The sequence below is a fragment of the Pseudomonas izuensis genome (assembly GCF_009861505.1).
Classification (GTDB): domain Bacteria; phylum Pseudomonadota; class Gammaproteobacteria; order Pseudomonadales; family Pseudomonadaceae; genus Aquipseudomonas; species Aquipseudomonas izuensis.
Window position 1 is genome coordinate 150,596 of sequence record NZ_WTFT01000009.1, and the last position, 14,353, is coordinate 164,948.

At 58.8% G+C, this 14,353-nt stretch carries 14 protein-coding genes; all 14 read right to left on the reverse strand.

What is annotated here, in order from left to right; translation table 11 throughout:
- Window positions 1–3: 3 nt before the first annotated feature.
- Window positions 4–1,023 (reverse strand): flagellar motor switch protein FliG, encoded by a 1,020-nt coding sequence (gene fliG, locus GPL81_RS09465; protein WP_096509562.1) that lies wholly within the window; start codon window positions 1,021–1,023, stop codon window positions 4–6.
- Window positions 1,016–2,803 carry a flagellar basal-body MS-ring/collar protein FliF gene (gene fliF / locus GPL81_RS09470; protein WP_160106520.1) on the reverse strand — a complete coding sequence of 596 codons (1,788 nt, stop codon included), beginning with the start codon at window positions 2,801–2,803 and terminating at the stop codon, window positions 1,016–1,018. The genes fliG and fliF overlap by 8 nt, the downstream gene beginning before the upstream one ends.
- Before the next feature lie 15 nt (window positions 2,804–2,818).
- Window positions 2,819–3,148 carry a flagellar hook-basal body complex protein FliE gene (fliE, locus tag GPL81_RS09475; RefSeq protein ID WP_084320560.1) on the reverse strand — a complete coding sequence of 110 codons (330 nt, stop codon included), beginning with the start codon at window positions 3,146–3,148 and terminating at the stop codon, window positions 2,819–2,821.
- A 273-nt stretch (window positions 3,149–3,421) separates the two neighbouring features.
- Window positions 3,422–4,801: a sigma-54-dependent transcriptional regulator gene (locus tag GPL81_RS09480; RefSeq protein ID WP_160106521.1), complete on the reverse strand. Its 1,380-nt coding sequence runs from the start codon at window positions 4,799–4,801 to the stop codon at window positions 3,422–3,424.
- A 5-nt stretch (window positions 4,802–4,806) separates the two neighbouring features.
- A complete protein-coding gene (locus tag GPL81_RS09485) occupies window positions 4,807–6,000 on the reverse strand; it encodes a sensor histidine kinase (RefSeq protein WP_218585643.1) in 1,194 nt (397 codons plus the stop codon).
- Between the two features lie 128 nt (window positions 6,001–6,128).
- Window positions 6,129–7,604: a sigma-54 dependent transcriptional regulator gene (locus GPL81_RS09490; RefSeq protein WP_160106523.1), complete on the reverse strand. Its 1,476-nt coding sequence runs from the start codon at window positions 7,602–7,604 to the stop codon at window positions 6,129–6,131.
- A 174-nt stretch (window positions 7,605–7,778) separates the two neighbouring features.
- Window positions 7,779–8,075, reverse strand: a complete 297-nt coding sequence (fliT, locus tag GPL81_RS09495) for a flagellar protein FliT (RefSeq protein WP_096509558.1) — start codon at window positions 8,073–8,075, stop codon at window positions 7,779–7,781.
- A 10-nt stretch (window positions 8,076–8,085) separates the two neighbouring features.
- Window positions 8,086–8,481: a flagellar export chaperone FliS gene (gene fliS, locus GPL81_RS09500; RefSeq protein WP_096509557.1), complete on the reverse strand. Its 396-nt coding sequence runs from the start codon at window positions 8,479–8,481 to the stop codon at window positions 8,086–8,088.
- A gap of 129 nt (window positions 8,482–8,610) precedes the next feature.
- Window positions 8,611–10,029 carry a flagellar filament capping protein FliD gene (fliD, locus tag GPL81_RS09505; protein WP_096509556.1) on the reverse strand — a complete coding sequence of 473 codons (1,419 nt, stop codon included), beginning with the start codon at window positions 10,027–10,029 and terminating at the stop codon, window positions 8,611–8,613.
- A gap of 82 nt (window positions 10,030–10,111) precedes the next feature.
- Window positions 10,112–10,480 (reverse strand): flagellar protein FlaG, encoded by a 369-nt coding sequence (locus tag GPL81_RS09510; RefSeq protein WP_160106524.1) that lies wholly within the window; start codon window positions 10,478–10,480, stop codon window positions 10,112–10,114.
- Between the two features lie 73 nt (window positions 10,481–10,553).
- The gene (locus GPL81_RS09515; protein WP_096509554.1) at window positions 10,554–11,405 is read right to left on the reverse strand and encodes a flagellin domain-containing protein; all 852 of its coding nucleotides are present in this window, start codon (window positions 11,403–11,405) and stop codon (window positions 10,554–10,556) included.
- 253 nt (window positions 11,406–11,658) lie between these two features.
- On the reverse strand, window positions 11,659–11,928 hold the full coding sequence (locus tag GPL81_RS09520) for a hypothetical protein (RefSeq protein ID WP_160106525.1): 270 nt from the start codon (window positions 11,926–11,928) through the stop codon (window positions 11,659–11,661).
- Complete coding sequence (locus tag GPL81_RS09525) at window positions 11,925–13,217, reverse strand: motility associated factor glycosyltransferase family protein (RefSeq protein WP_160106526.1); 1,293 nt, start codon at window positions 13,215–13,217, stop codon at window positions 11,925–11,927. Before GPL81_RS09525 ends, GPL81_RS09520 begins: the two co-directional genes overlap by 4 nt.
- A gap of 96 nt (window positions 13,218–13,313) precedes the next feature.
- The gene (locus tag GPL81_RS09530) at window positions 13,314–14,240 is read right to left on the reverse strand and encodes a ketoacyl-ACP synthase III (protein WP_160106527.1); all 927 of its coding nucleotides are present in this window, start codon (window positions 14,238–14,240) and stop codon (window positions 13,314–13,316) included.
- Between the last annotated feature and the right edge of the window lie 113 nt (window positions 14,241–14,353).

A 14,353-nucleotide genomic window follows, 5' to 3' on the forward strand; every position in this document is an offset into this window, starting at 1 on the left:
GTGTTAAATCATTTCCTCGCCGCCTTTGCCGCCGAGAACGATTTCTCCGGCTTCGGCCATACGACGGGCGATGGTGAGGATTTCCTTCTGCGCGGTTTCCACGTCGCTGACGCGAACCGGGCCCTTGGCTTCGAGGTCGTCGCGCAACAGTTCGGCCGCACGCTTGGACATGTTCTTGAAGATCTTCTCTTTGACGTTTTCGTCCGAACCCTTGAGGGCCAGCACCAGCACGTCGGAGGACACTTCGCGCAGCAATGCCTGGATACCGCGATCGTCGACGTCGGCCAGGTTGTTGAACACGAACATGAGGTCTTCGATCTGACCGGACAGGTCTTCGTCGACTTCGCGGATCGAGTCCATGAGCTGGCCTTCGATCGAGCTGTCGAGGAAGTTCATGATGTCGGCCGCGCGCTTGATACCACCCAGGGTGGTGCGCGAGGCATTCGAGTTGCCGGAGAACTGCTTCTCGAGAATCTGGTTGAGTTCTTTCAAGGCAGCCGGCTGTACGGTGTTGAGCGAGGACACCCGCAAAATGATGTCCAGGCGCACCTTGTGGTCGAAGTTGCCGAGCACTTCGCCGGCCTGGTCCGGATCGAGATACGCCACCACGATCGCCTGGATCTGCGGGTGTTCGTAACGGATCACATCGGCGACGGCGCGCGGTTCCATCCATTTCAGGCTGTCGAGACCGCTGGTGTTGCCACCCAGCAGGATGCGGTCGATCAGGCCGTTGGCCTTGTCTTCACCCAGGGCCTGGGTGAGCATTTTGCGCACGTAATCATCGGAGCCGACGCCCAGGCTGGTCTGGTCGCCGACGATGTCGACGAACTCGCTCATCACCTGCTCGACCTGCTCGCGGTGCACGTTACCCATCTGGGCCATGGCCACGCCTACACGCTGGACCTCTTTGGGTCCCATGTGGCGCAGCACCTGGGCGGCGTCGGTAGAACCCAGGGACAGCAGCAAAATCGCGGCTTTGTCGACCTTGGTCAGTTTGGCGGCAATGGCTCGGTTATCACTCATCTGCGTTAATCCACTCTTTCACGACCTGGGCCACACGACCCGGGTCTTCAGCCACCAGACTCTTGATTGCGTTCAACTGAGCGTCATAACCTTCGCTCGGGCTCGGCAGCAGGATACTGGTCGGGCCACCGAGGCTGACGCGGTCGTTGGCCAGTTCGCCGTCCAGGCCGCCCATGCCACCCAGTTCGACGTCGCTGCCGATACCCGCCAGCTGCTTGCCTTTGCCGCCACCGGTGATGTTGTTGAGCACCGGACGCAGCACGCCGAACACCAGCACCAGAATGAACAAGACGCCCAGCACTTGCTTGACGATGTCCCAGAACCACGGCTGGGAGTAGAACGGAATGTCGGCAATCACTTCGCCACGGTCGGCGGAGAACGGCATGTTGATCACGCTGACGCTGTCGCCACGGCTGGCGTCGAAACCGACCGCATCCTGGACCAGGCGGGTGAAGCGCGCCAGTTCATCGGTGGTCCATGGCGCGCGGGTGGTTTCGCCATTGGCCGGGTTGACCTTGACCTGATCATCCACCACCACCGACACCGACAGGCGATTCAAACGGCCCTGCTGCTGCTTGGTGTGGCTGATGGAACGGTCGAGTTCGAAGTTCTTGGTCGATTGGGAACGCTTGTCCGCCGGGTACGGCGCCAGCATTGGCTGACCGGTGGCCGGGTCCATGATTTGCTGGCCGTTGGCATCGATCAATGGCTGGCCTGGCTGCACCATGCCCGCCGACGCTGTGGCGCCACCGGTGGTTTGCGGCGCGGAAGCCGGCGACGGTGGCTGGTTGCTCAAGGCACCCGGCACACCTTGCGGGCCATTGCTGGCGGTGCGCTGTTCATTGACCGACTGCTCGCTGCGCAACGCCGGTTGGTCCGGGTTGAACTGCTCGGAGGTCGATTCGACGGCACTGAAGTCTACATCGGCAGACACTTCAGCCTTGTAGCGGTCGTTGCCCAACACCGGTTGCAGGATGTTGTGCACACGCTGGGTGAGCATGCTTTCCATGCGACGGCTGTAGTCGAATTGCTTGCCGGCCATGGTCAGTTCGGAGTTCTCCGCCTGATCGGAGAGCAAGTTGCCCTTCTGGTCGACCACGGTGATCTGCGACTTGCTGAGTTCGGGAACGCTGGTCGCCACCAGGTTGATGATGGCCACGACCTGGCCTGGCTCCAGCGAACGACCGGAATAGAGTTCAACCAGAACCGAAGCGCTTGGCTTGCGCTCATCGCGCACGAACACCGAACTCTTCGGAATCGCCAGGTGCACGCGAGCACCCTTGACGTTGTTCAAACTGGAGATGGTCCGGGCCAGTTCGCCTTCGAGGCCACGGCGATAACGGGTGGCTTCCATGAACTGGCTGGTACCCAGGCCCTGGTCCTTGTCGAGAATCTCGAAACCGATGTTGCCGTCGCTGGGAGTGACACCAGCGGCCGCCAGTTTCAGGCGCGCACGGGACAAATCATCGGCCTTGACCAGCAAGGCACCGGAATTGGGTTCTACGGTATAGGGAATATCGGCAGAGGCCAGGGTGTCCATGACCTGTTTGGCGTCCATACCGGCAAGGCTGCCGTACAGGGGACGGTAGTCCGGTTGCTGGGACCACAACACCACGGCAAAGCCAATCGCCACGCTCGCGGCCAGGCCGACCAACAGGCCCACCTGACGCAACATGGTCATCTCGGAAAGGTTTTCCAGGAAAGACAACCCGAACAGCGGCGGTTTGCCGTCTATCGGTGTGGCCTTGGCCGGAACGTTATCGGCGACTGCTTCTGCCATGACTCAATCTCGTCCTTAAACCGGCATCTGCATGATGTCTTGGTAAGCCTGAACCAGCTTGTTGCGTACTTGGGTCAACGCCTGAAAAGACACACTGGCCTTCTGCGAGGAAATCATCACGTCCGTCAGGTCGACGCCGCTCTTGCCGATTTCGAAGGCATTGGCCAACTGACTGGACGCCTGCTGGGTATCGTTCACTTTATTGACGGCCTGGCCGAGCATGTCGGAAAAGCTGCTGCCATTCAGTTCAGGGACGGCGGCAGTCGATTTCGGCGCAGACATCGCATCCATTTGCATGGAACGCATGTCCAGCATCAACCGATTGAATTCAATACCTTGGCTCATGGTCTCTCTCTTTGACGAAGCTACGTCGATGGCGACCCGCAATTTTTTTGACACTCACTCGGCGGGTAGTGAGGTGTTAGCAACAAGGGTGCCAGCTCCGTGGCTGCGTCCTACAAAAGCCATTCGCTGCGTTGCCATGACCGTGAATTGCCGCAAATCCATTGTGGGAGCGAGCCTGCTCGCGAAGGCGGTGTGACAGACACACAAATGTCGACTGACATTCCCTCTTCGCGAGCAGGCTCGCTCCCACAGTGGTTTGACCAGCGTCAACTTTCAGGTGGCGAACAGGTAGGCTTCCACGTCCATTCCGGCGTCGCGCATCTGTGCCAGCTTGTAACGCAAGGTCCTTGGGCTGATGCCAAGCTTTTGCGCGGCCTCCTTGCGGCGGCCACGCTCGGTGCGCAGGGTGTCAATAATCATCTGGAACTCGCGGCGACGCAGGTCATCGCCCAATGCCCCGGCAGATTCGGCTTCAACCTCCACGGCCCGCGCCGGCACGAGTGTCGGCAACGGCGCACAGGCAACCGGCCCGGACAGACAGAAATCCTGGGGCTGGATCAAACCGCCCTGCTGCAGGATCAATGCGCGCTGAATCGCGTTGTCCAGCTCGCGCACATTCCCTGGCCACGGATACCCGATCAGGCACGCCTGCGCCTCGGGTGACAACCGTGCCGCGGCATGCTTCATTTTATTGACGTGTTTGGCCAGCAGGCGCTCGGCCAGCGGCAGGATGTCGGCGGTGCGCTCGCGCAGCGGACGCCAGGCCAGCGGAAACACCGACAGGCGATAGTAGAGGTCTTCACGGAAACGCCCCGCTGCCACTTCACCGGCCAGGTCACGGTTGGTGGTCGCGACCACGCGAATGTCCAGGGCGATCGGCTTGCGCGCCCCTACCCGCTCGACCTCGCGCTCTTGCAGCACACGCAGCAGTTTGGCTTGCAGGCCGAGGGGCATTTCGGAAATTTCATCGAGCAGGAGGGTCCCGCCATCGGCTTGTTCGAACTTGCCGGCCTGCGCCGCGATGGCGCCGGTGAACGAACCTTTTTCGTGACCGAACAGCGTGGCCTCCAGCATGTTGTCCGGGATGGCCGCACAGTTGATCGCGATGAACGGCTGGCTCGCACGATGGGAGTGCTGGTGGATGTAGCGCGCCAGCACCTCCTTGCCCGTCCCGGATTCGCCGGAGATCAACACCGTGGAATCACTGCGCGCCACCCGCGCGGCCAATTCCAGCAGTTGCGCACTGGCCGATTCGAAGGCTACCGGCCCTTCGCTGTCGGCGGTGCCGAGGCTGCCCAGGGCATGGCGCGCGACCAGATCGAGCAAGGCCCTGGGCTCGAACGGCTTGACCAGATAATCCGCCGCGCCCTGGCGCATCGCATCCACTGCCCGCTCCACGGCACCGTGAGCCGTCATCAACAACACCGGCAGTTGCGGCTGGCGCGCCCGCAGCAAGGCAAGCAACTGATGACCATCCATGCCCGGCATGTTGACGTCGCTGACCACCAGATTGAACGCTTCGGTTTCGACCGCGACCAAGGCCTCTTCTGCCGAACCAACACTTTTGTAATCGTGGCCGGCGAGCAACAGCGTATCGGCCAGAGCTTCGCGCAACGCCCGGTCATCCTCGACCAGTAGAACCTTGATACCCATGACCTTCACTCCGCTCCCTGAGCGCCACTGAACAACGGCAGGATCACCTGCGCACAGGTGCCGCGACCGAGCCGCGAGCGCAAATGCAATTGTCCCTGATGGGCACGGGCAACCGCCTTGACCACGGTCAGGCCCAGACCGGTTCCGGTGGCCTTGGTGGTGAAAAACGGCTCGCCCAGACGCGCCAGCACGGCGCGGTCGATACCGCTGCCGCTGTCGCTGATGCACACGCGCAGGTTGTTGTCGCGGGTATACAGATGAACCTTCAAGCGCACGTCACCGGCGCTGGCTTGAATGGCGTTTTCGATGAGATTGAGGAGGGCTCCGACCAGGGTGTCGCGATTGCACAGCAACTCGCCGACATGGCTGTCGCACTGCCAGCGGATCGGCAACGCCTGCACATGGGTCAGCGCCGACGCCTGCAGCGTTTGCATAAGTTGTCTGGGGGTTATGCGGTCGGTCAATGGCAGCTCACCGCGGGCGAACACCAGCATATCGCGCACTTGATGCTCGAGCTCATGCAGGCGCTCCTTGAGGCGCCCGGCAAAACGCTGCTGGGTCTCGACGGGCAGTGCCTGCTCGGTCAAATGGCTGGCGTAAAGCAAGGCGGCGGACAAGGGGGTGCGAATCTGATGAGCCAGCGAAGCAACCATCCGGCCCAGGGACGACAAGCGCTCGTGCCGTGCCAGTTGATCCTGAAGATGACGGGTTTCAGTCAGGTCATTCAACAGCACAAGTTGACCCGGTTCGGCATCCAGCGAACGCGTGGCAATCGACAGGCGCCGCCCATCCTTGAGGGAGATTTCATGACCGTCGTCTTCGCGAGGCGCAAAACAGCGGGCAATGACGTGACGCCACAACTCACCTTCGAGCGGCAGACCCAGCAGTTCGCAGGCCGCCGGATTGGCTTCGCGCACGATGCCCTGAGCGTCGATGACGATGACGCCACCAGGCAACAGGTCGAGCAGATTTTGCAGACGGTTGGCCAGGCGTTCTTTTTCCGCCAGCTCCTGCATGCGTTGAGCACTGACCACAGCCAGCTCGCCCTTGAGCTCGGTGACCCGGGCTTCGAGCATGCTGTAGGAACTGGTCAATTGGTTCGACATCTGGTTGAACAGGGCGAAAGCCTGCTCGAGGCCAAGCCGGCTTGCCTGCTCTACGGACGACGGTTGCCCCAAGGTATCTGGAACAGGAGACATCTGGGCGGCTTGGGGCATCGTGCTCTCTCGCTTGGCTGACCGTCAGTGAAACGGAACGTTGCGAGGGACGTAGCAATACCCGTGCCTAAAAAAAACAGCTTATAAATGAAGAGGTTGAAAAACAGGCGTCAATCATCCGCCTGTTCATCTCCGTCACGACGGCTCATGCCGTACTTGCGCATCTTTTCCACCAGCGTGGTACGGCGGATACGCAGCCGTTCGGCAGCACGCGCCACGATACCGTTGGCATCATCCAGCGCCTGCTGAATCAGCCCCTGCTCCAGACCGCCAAGGTAGTCCTTCAGATCCAGGCCTTCCGGCGGCAGCATGGCGCTGGCGGTGAAGTCCGGGGTATGACCATTGATGGCCACCCGCTCTTCGAGATCGCTGCGCAGGCTGTCGACCATTTGCTCGTCTTCATCGTCGACGTAACGGAATTTCTTCGGCAGTTCGACCACGCCGATCACCCCGTACGGATGCATGATCGCCATGCGCTCCACCAGGTTGGCCAGCTCGCGGACGTTGCCCGGCCAGCCATGACGGCACAGGGACATGATGGCCGCGGAGTTGAAGCGGATCGAACCACGCTTCTCGTGCTCCATGCGCGAGATCAACTCGTTCATCAGCAACGGAATGTCTTCGACGCGCTCGCGCAGCGGCGCCATCTCGATCGGGAACACATTCAGGCGGTAGTACAGGTCTTCGCGGAACGTGCCGATCTCGATCATGCTTTCGAGATTCTTGTGGGTCGCCGCAATGATGCGTACATCGACGCTCTGGGTCTTGTTGCTGCCCACGCGCTCGAAGGTGCGCTCCTGCAACACGCGCAGCAACTTGACCTGCATCGGCAGTGGCATGTCGCCAATTTCATCGAGGAACAGGGTGCCGCCGTTGGCCAGCTCGAAACGCCCGGCGCGACTGGTGATCGCTCCGGTGAAGGCGCCCTTCTCGTGACCGAACAATTCGCTTTCCAGCAGCTCGGCCGGAATCGCCCCGCAATTGACCGGCACGAACGGCGCTTCACGGCGCTTGGAATGGTAATGCAGGTTGCGCGCGACCACTTCCTTGCCGGTCCCGGACTCGCCCAGGATCAACACGCTGGCATCGGTGTCGGCGACTTGCTGCATCATCTGGCGGACGTGCTGGATCGCACGGCTGGTGCCGACGAGGCTGCGGAAAAGATTGGGTTCGCGATGACGACCGCGTTCGCGGGCCTGGTCATACATCTCGCGGTAGACCTGGGCGCGGTGCAGCGAGTCGAGCAACTTGCTGTAGCTGGGTGGCATTTCGAGGGTCGAAAGCACACGGCGACGCTGGTCCTCCGGCAGGTCAATGGAAGAATTATCGCCCATTAACAAAACCGGAAGGAACTCATCCCATGTCGAGAGTGTCTTTAGCAAGCCCAGAAGCGCCCCAGGAGCATTGACCGTCCCGATGAGGACACAGATTACTTCGCGACTAGATGACAATGAGCCGACAGCCTGCTGCCAATCGTGGCTCCCGCAGGGCAAATTTTCTTCGCCGAGAAAATTTAAAATCACCGCCAGGTCGCGGCGGCGGACGCTATCGTCATCTATCAGCAGAATTTTGGTTTCACGCCACATGCAATAGCAACTTCCCTAGTCAACTCAATGCCCAAAATGCTGGGGCAAGCTACACGCTTGCAGGCAAGATCATGCCTGAAGACGACTGAAATCTGGAACCAGCCACTAGTTAAGTCAAAAAACCGTGCACAGTCAAATTTATGGCGCACTATGTTTGGATTAACCGGGGATTAATTAACCAAACAGATGGTAAACCTTTGCAGCCTTCTGTGCTTGGGAGATCTGCGACATCTCATCGACTATCGCCTGCCTCTCCCCTGTCGCCGCTTCAAGAAGCTGCTTGTACACCCCCAGCAATTCCTCAAGATTATCGCGCAACTCGACTTCGCTCACCGAAGACTCACTCATGACATCCTCCATGCAGGAACGGCAATCCAGGTCCAATTGACCAATGGCTTCCCAGTTTCGCTCGGCCAATGCATCGACCAGGCCGGCGCGCGCTTGTTCGATTCGCTGCAATACAGGACTCATGGTGTTCTCCTTAAAACTGCGGACCCGGTGTAGCAATAGCGTCCCAACCGTCTTTGACGGTGCGAAGCAAATCGGCGACTTCGTCAAGGATCACTGGATCTGTCTTGAGGTTGGCCTCGGTCAAACGCTTCATCATGTAGGTGTAGAGGTTATCCAGCTCACCCACCGATTCGGCCTGGTTTTCCAGATCCAGTCCCTCACGCAGACCACCGATGATGCCGATGGCCTTGCCGATCAGTATCCCTTTGTTCGGGATATCCTTGCGCTCCATGGCACCCTTGGCCTGAGCGATACGATCCAGACCACCCTCCATCAGCATCTGCACCAGACGGTGGGGGCTAGCTTCGGAAGTCTGCGCCTGGGCGCCAATCTTCTGGTATTGGCGAAGGGCTAACATTGGATTCATGTTGTACCTCATCTGAATTCTTTGGTTCGTATAAACAGCGTATCGACGATGCGTCAAAAAACTTTAGATGCCTATGCAAAAAGCCCGGAACGTTCAAAACGTTGCCGGGCTTTTGGCGCTAACGGATGATCAGCTGTTCTTCTGCTGCGCAGTGATGGCTTCGAACATCGACGTGATGTTGCTGGCCGTGGCCTTGAGCTTACCGACCAGGGTGTCCATGTCGTTGTACTTTTTGGTGAGCACGGCCGTCAGCGTTTCTACACGACGATCGAGCGCCTCCTGATCGGCAGCCAGCTTGGAGGCTGTCTTGTTCAGACTGGTGCTGCGCTGATCAAGAATGCCACCGGTTTGAGTGAACGGAGTGATCGCCTTGGTCATGCGCGACAGCAGGCCGTTAGTGCCTGTGAACATCTCCTGGACCTCACCGCCGAGTTTCTTGTCATTCATCGCGACGTTGAATTTGGTGCTGTCGAAATCCAGTGCACCGGTCTTCTGGTTGGTGGTGATCCCCAACTGCGCGAGTACCGTGAGCTTGTCGCCGGCACCGGTTTCCGACAGAGGTCCGCGAATGGTGGACAGAATCGAGCGACCCAGCGCATCCCCCGTCAATGCCGCCGAAACCGGATTGCCATTGGCATCGACCGAAGGCGTGGTCAACTTCGTGATGCCATTGACGATGGCATTGTAGGAATCAACGAATTTCTGGATCGAAGCCTTCAGGCCATCGTTGTTGCTTGCCACGGAAACCGTCGTCGAACCCGTAGCCGTCAGGTTCAGCGTCAAGCCGGAAACGGCCTTGTCGACCGAATTGGTCTTGCTGGTCAACGCCATGCCGTCAATGGTGAAGTTGGCATCGACAGCCAGCGCCCCGATGGTGCCGGCGGACGTGAGGGACATCGGAGAACCGCTGGTGCCGATGACGTTACTTCCATCGATGGCCAGCTCTGCAATACCGCTAACGGAAATATCCGAGCCCGCCCCGGTATTGGTCGATCCCAGTACCAGGCGCGAACCAAAGGAGTCGGTGACGATGTTGGCACTGACGCCCGCGAGCTTGAGCGAACTGTCAGCGTTGATCGAGTCACGGACCGATTGCAGTGTTGCACCGCTGCCAACACTGACGTTGTAGTTTTTGCCGCTCTGACTGATGGTCAGCGTGCCCGCGTTAATCGCGCTGCTCGCACCACCCACAAAAGCAGCGCTGGCCACTTTGGACGAAGTGGCGAGATTGCCGACGTTAACGTTGTAGGTACCGCCCACGGCCGTGTTGCTGGCGGTAGCCGTCAGGATTTTCACATCGGCGGAAGTCGCGGCATAGCCTGGAAACTGCGGGCTGGTTGTGCTGCCCAGATCAGTCATGGACTTGTTGAACGCAGCCATCAAGGACTTCAAGGTGCCGATACCGGAGATGCTTGCGGTGTTAGCCGAAGTCCCACGGGTAATCTGACCTTGCTTGGCCGCTTTATCAGAATCGACCAGTGCCTTGACGATAGCCGTGGTATCGAGGCCGGAACCTAAGCCCAGACCCGGTAAAATTGGACTTGCCATGTAGATCTCCCTTCAGTGTCTCGCCGGTCTTTTGACCACTACAACGCCCAAAAGAACATAGCAACAAAATTCGTGCCAGCGATCAGACTTTCGCGCTGAACAACAGGCTGCTTGCATCATTCAAACTATTGGCCAGTTTCAGGACTTCTTCGTTGGGGATCTGGCGGATCACCTCACCGGATTCACTGGCAATCACTTTGACTACAACTTTGCCGGAGGGCTCATCAATCGAGAACTCCAGGTTACGCTTGACCGATTGCACGAACTTTTCGATTTCCTGAACGGCCATCTTCAGTTTTTCCTGCTCGACCTGATCGCTCTTGCTTTCATCCTTGACGGCACCCACGGGTGCGGATTCTGCCAGAGACTTATGCGCAGGCTTATCAGCAACAGTTGTCGTCGCCTGCTGGGGCGCCGGATAAGACAAGTTCAGCTTGACGCTCATATCCATGTCCATCACCTCTTAAAGTAAAAAGCGAGAGAGCACGACAAGCGCACTCCCCCGCCAAAAACTAACCCGGCTATTACTGAAGCAGTTTCAGTACAGCGGATGGCAGTTGGTTGGCTTGAGCCAGGATCGAGGTGGAAGCTTGTTGCAGAGTTTGTTGCTTGGTCAGCTGTGCAGTTTCAGCAGCGAAGTCGGTATCTTGTACGCGACCCAGTGCAGCACTGGCGTTTTCGTTGATGTTCTGCAGGTTGGAGATGGTGCTGGTCAGACGGTTTTGGGCAGCACCCAGGTCCGCACGGCTGGTGTTGATGGTTTTCAGTGCAGCGTCGATGGCGACGATTGCAGCGGCGCTGCTGGCTTCTGCAGTGGCGCTGTCGTTACCGGTGATGGCTACGGCGCCGGAGTCAACGCTCAGGGTGGCAGCATCGAAGCCGCTGTCCAGAGTGATGGTGATCTGGTTGGTTGCGCCAGTGTTGGAACCGACCTGGAAGGTCATGGTGCCAGCAGTGCCGTCGATCAGGTTCTTGCCGTTCAGGTTGGTCGACTTGGCGATACGAGTCAGTTCGTCCGACATGGTTGCGAACTCTTTGTTCAGAGCAGCGCGGTCGTCGGTACCGTTGGAGTCGTTTCGGGATTGAACAGCCAGTTCACGCATACGCTGCAGAATGTTGGTCTGCTCTTGCATCGCGCCTTCAGCGGTCTGAGCGATCGAGATACCGTCGTTGGCGTTTTTGATCGCCATGGTCTGACCACGGATCTGCGAAGTCATACGGGTAGCGATTTGCAGGCCGGCGGCGTCGTCTTTGGAGCTGTTGATTTTCAGGCCGGAAGACAGGCGAGTCATCGAAGTCGACAGAGCATCAGAAGCCTTGTTCAGGTTTTTCTGTACGTTCAACGATGTAACGTTAGTGTTTACGGTTAAAGCCATGACGAATTCCTCGTTGGTTGGGTACTGCGGCTTCCGGCCCTGGCAACCGCCGGGTATGGCCTAGAGAACCTTCGTAATAGTTATCGTCGGGTTTGCAACTTGCTTTAGGGGATTTTCAAAAAAAACTGCCATCACGTTGCCACCCCCCGTAAACAAAGGGCTTGGTGGCAATCGAGCAGCAAAAAAATGACGTCATGGAAATGCCGGCGACAGATTGGCGAGGGCTCGCCCGCGCCGGCAGAAGGGAAATTGTTTAAAAGGACAGACTGTCCGTCAGCAACTGGACCAATTCATATTCCAGATAGTCTGCCAGCGCCAACCAGTTTTGCGCTTCCTGACATTCCAGCAGGCTACCGAGCAAGGCCAGCCACTGCCGCTGAACGCCTTCAGGCGCAACGTCGAAGGACGCCTGTATTGCAGTGGCCAGCTCGATCATCGCCAGGCCGGCTTCCACATCACGCCCCAAACGGAACATCACGGCGCAGCGTTGTGCCTCGCTGACAAAGGACTCGACTGCACTCATACCGCCAGCTCCGGATGAAACGACGTGCCAGCGATCATCGCCCCGGCCCGACTGCTGTTATAGAAACGCACCTGAGGATGGCCGGCGATAAATCGCTCCAGTTCGCACAGGTAACTGCGGAAGTTGAGCTGGGTCTTGATGCGCTGCCCGTGACCATCGAGCACCCAATGCCTGGCTGCACCGAGTTGCGGCCCGAGGTCACCGTCGCCCCAGCCGGCATGAGTCTTGTCTCCCGGGAAGGCGAAGTCGGCACCGAACAGGGTAATGTGCGCCGCGCCGATTTTCACCGCCAGGTCCACTGCCGGATGGATGACGCTGCCACCATGATGGAGTTCGCCTCGTGGTAACTGGCGACGCAAGGACTGGTACATCGGGCTGGCGGAATAAGCGGCATACCGTTCGCCCTGCCAGGCCTCCACAACGTGCGGATCGACCATGGGCATATAAACCAGGCGGATATCCGACGTGCCTTCGGGCGGCAGATGCCGAGCCGAGATGCGCTGATCGATGCTGACCACAATGTCAGGGTGAATCCCATGGTTGAGCAGCGGTCGGTAGGCGGTATCGACACAGATGAACAAGGGCCTGTCCGCCTGATTGCGCAGCGCCTTTAATGCTTCGAAATGAAGCTCCAGGCTCGGCCCGGTGGCGATGACAAATACGTCCTGCCCTTGCCGCGTACCAAACAGTTCAGCCACATCGCCATCGGCCGGCAGCCGTTTCAGGCTGGCCTGCAAACGCTCGACGATCTCCGGCGCCTGGGGGTCGAATTCCCGATTATTGAAGGTCAGGTGAGTTTCGCTGATCAACCGGTCGCGAATCTTGGCATTGAAGTCATCCGCCAGCACCAGCTCAGATGGCAAGGCGAAATAAGGCAACTGAATCTCGGGCAGATCCCCCGCAAAAAGCAGTTCCACTCGAGGATCACTGAGCCAGGACCGCTGATCGATCAGTTGCAGCACCAGCGAAAACACCGCGCCATTGAGGATGTGCACGTATAAACGCTCGAGCCCGGTACGCTGCAGTAAATCCATGGGCAGATCGCCAAGGCCCGTTCCGTAGACGTGCAGCATCTGGCTGCCGGCCGGCAGGCTGTCGGCCTGAAGCCTGGCCTCTCGGGTACGGTCATGACGGCTGGTCAGCTGGATCCCGTTGATGCTCAGGGTCGAGCCCAGGCCTTCTACCAGATCAGCCTGCAACGCATTCGTGTCTTCAATCAGCAAACGCGCATACAGCGCCGGCCAGCGGCGCTGTATGACTTGCGCGTTGCGCTCAAAGAACTCGCTCATGGGGCCTCGCTTTTCATTGGGGCAAAAAAATAGCGCTCAAGGTACACCTTGAACGCTTTTTTTGTGCCTGATTTTTATGGCCTGGGTGCCAGTGGCTCAAGGGCGATAGATGATCGCCGAACCCCATGACAACCCGACACCGAAACCACTGATCGCAATGCGATTCCAGTTGGAGTCCAGCACGTGCTTCTCCAACAGCAGCGGGATGCTCGACGACACCGTGTTGCCCGTCTCGACCATGTCTTTGACAAACTTGGCAGGGTCGCCTTCGAAGCGGCGCGCCACGGCATCGACGATCGCCGCACTGCCCTGGTGAATGCAGAAGGCATCGATATCATCAGGGTTCAGCCCGGATTCATCGAGCAATTGGTGCAAGTGCGCCGGGACTTTGAGCAGCGCGAAGTTGAAAACCTGACGGCCGTTCATGTAGAACACCCCGTCCGTGACTTTCAGGTGCGGCGCACCGGAACCGTCGGTACCGAACTTGGCCTTACCCAGCTCCCACACGGGCTCTTCACCCATCCAGGTCACCGTGGCGGCATCGCCAAACAGCATGGTGGTGTTGCGATCTTCCGGGTCGACGATCTTGGAGTATGGATCGGCGGTGATCAGCAAGCCATTCTTCAGGCCTGCGGCCTCCATGAAGCCTTTGAGCGCGTAAATGCCATAGACGTAGCCGGAGCAGCCCAAGGAAATATCGAACGCCGCCACGGTCGTTGGCAGGCCCAGCTTGTCCTGCACGATGGCCGCCGTGTGCGGCAGGCCTTCTTCGTCGCCGTTCTGGGTAACGACGATCAGCGCGTCAATGGATTCACGTTTCAAATCGGGATTGTTGGCGAACAGCGCGTTGACTGCTTCGACACACAGGTCCGAGGTTTCCTGCCCGGCGTCCTTGCGCGGCAGGAAGGCCGAACCGATCTTGCCCAGGATGAATTCTTCATCCTTTTCGAATTTTGCACCTTGTGCGTAATTGTCCACGCCGGCTACAGGAACGTAGCTCGCAATGCTTTTTATGCCAATCATTACGGCTTCCCAATAATAAACAGCCCAATACCACCGCTCGCAAGGAATCGAGGGGCGCCGACAAACAGAGAAAAGCGTCGCCCCCAAGGCAGCGACAAACGGGAAGAATAAAA

Coding starts and splice junctions, on each gene's coding strand:
- GPL81_RS09510 (WP_160106524.1), bottom strand. CDS start 10,480: ATGGATATGAGCGTCAAGCTGAACTTGTCTTATCCGGCGCCCCAGCAG.
- fliT (WP_096509558.1), bottom strand. CDS start 8,075: ATGAGTCCTGTATTGCAGCGAATCGAACAAGCGCGCGCCGGCCTGGTC.
- GPL81_RS09525 (WP_160106526.1), bottom strand. CDS start 13,217: ATGAGCGAGTTCTTTGAGCGCAACGCGCAAGTCATACAGCGCCGCTGG.
- fliG (WP_096509562.1), bottom strand. CDS start 1,023: ATGAGTGATAACCGAGCCATTGCCGCCAAACTGACCAAGGTCGACAAA.
- fliF (WP_160106520.1), bottom strand. CDS start 2,803: ATGGCAGAAGCAGTCGCCGATAACGTTCCGGCCAAGGCCACACCGATA.
- GPL81_RS09520 (WP_160106525.1), bottom strand. CDS start 11,928: ATGAGTGCAGTCGAGTCCTTTGTCAGCGAGGCACAACGCTGCGCCGTG.
- GPL81_RS09490 (WP_160106523.1), bottom strand. CDS start 7,604: ATGTGGCGTGAAACCAAAATTCTGCTGATAGATGACGATAGCGTCCGC.
- GPL81_RS09530 (WP_160106527.1), bottom strand. CDS start 14,240: ATGATTGGCATAAAAAGCATTGCGAGCTACGTTCCTGTAGCCGGCGTG.
- fliS (WP_096509557.1), bottom strand. CDS start 8,481: ATGAATCCAATGTTAGCCCTTCGCCAATACCAGAAGATTGGCGCCCAG.
- GPL81_RS09515 (WP_096509554.1), bottom strand. CDS start 11,405: ATGGCTTTAACCGTAAACACTAACGTTACATCGTTGAACGTACAGAAA.
- fliD (WP_096509556.1), bottom strand. CDS start 10,029: ATGGCAAGTCCAATTTTACCGGGTCTGGGCTTAGGTTCCGGCCTCGAT.
- GPL81_RS09485 (WP_218585643.1), bottom strand. CDS start 6,000: ATGTCTCCTGTTCCAGATACCTTGGGGCAACCGTCGTCCGTAGAGCAG.
- GPL81_RS09480 (WP_160106521.1), bottom strand. CDS start 4,801: ATGGGTATCAAGGTTCTACTGGTCGAGGATGACCGGGCGTTGCGCGAA.
- fliE (WP_084320560.1), bottom strand. CDS start 3,148: ATGAGCCAAGGTATTGAATTCAATCGGTTGATGCTGGACATGCGTTCC.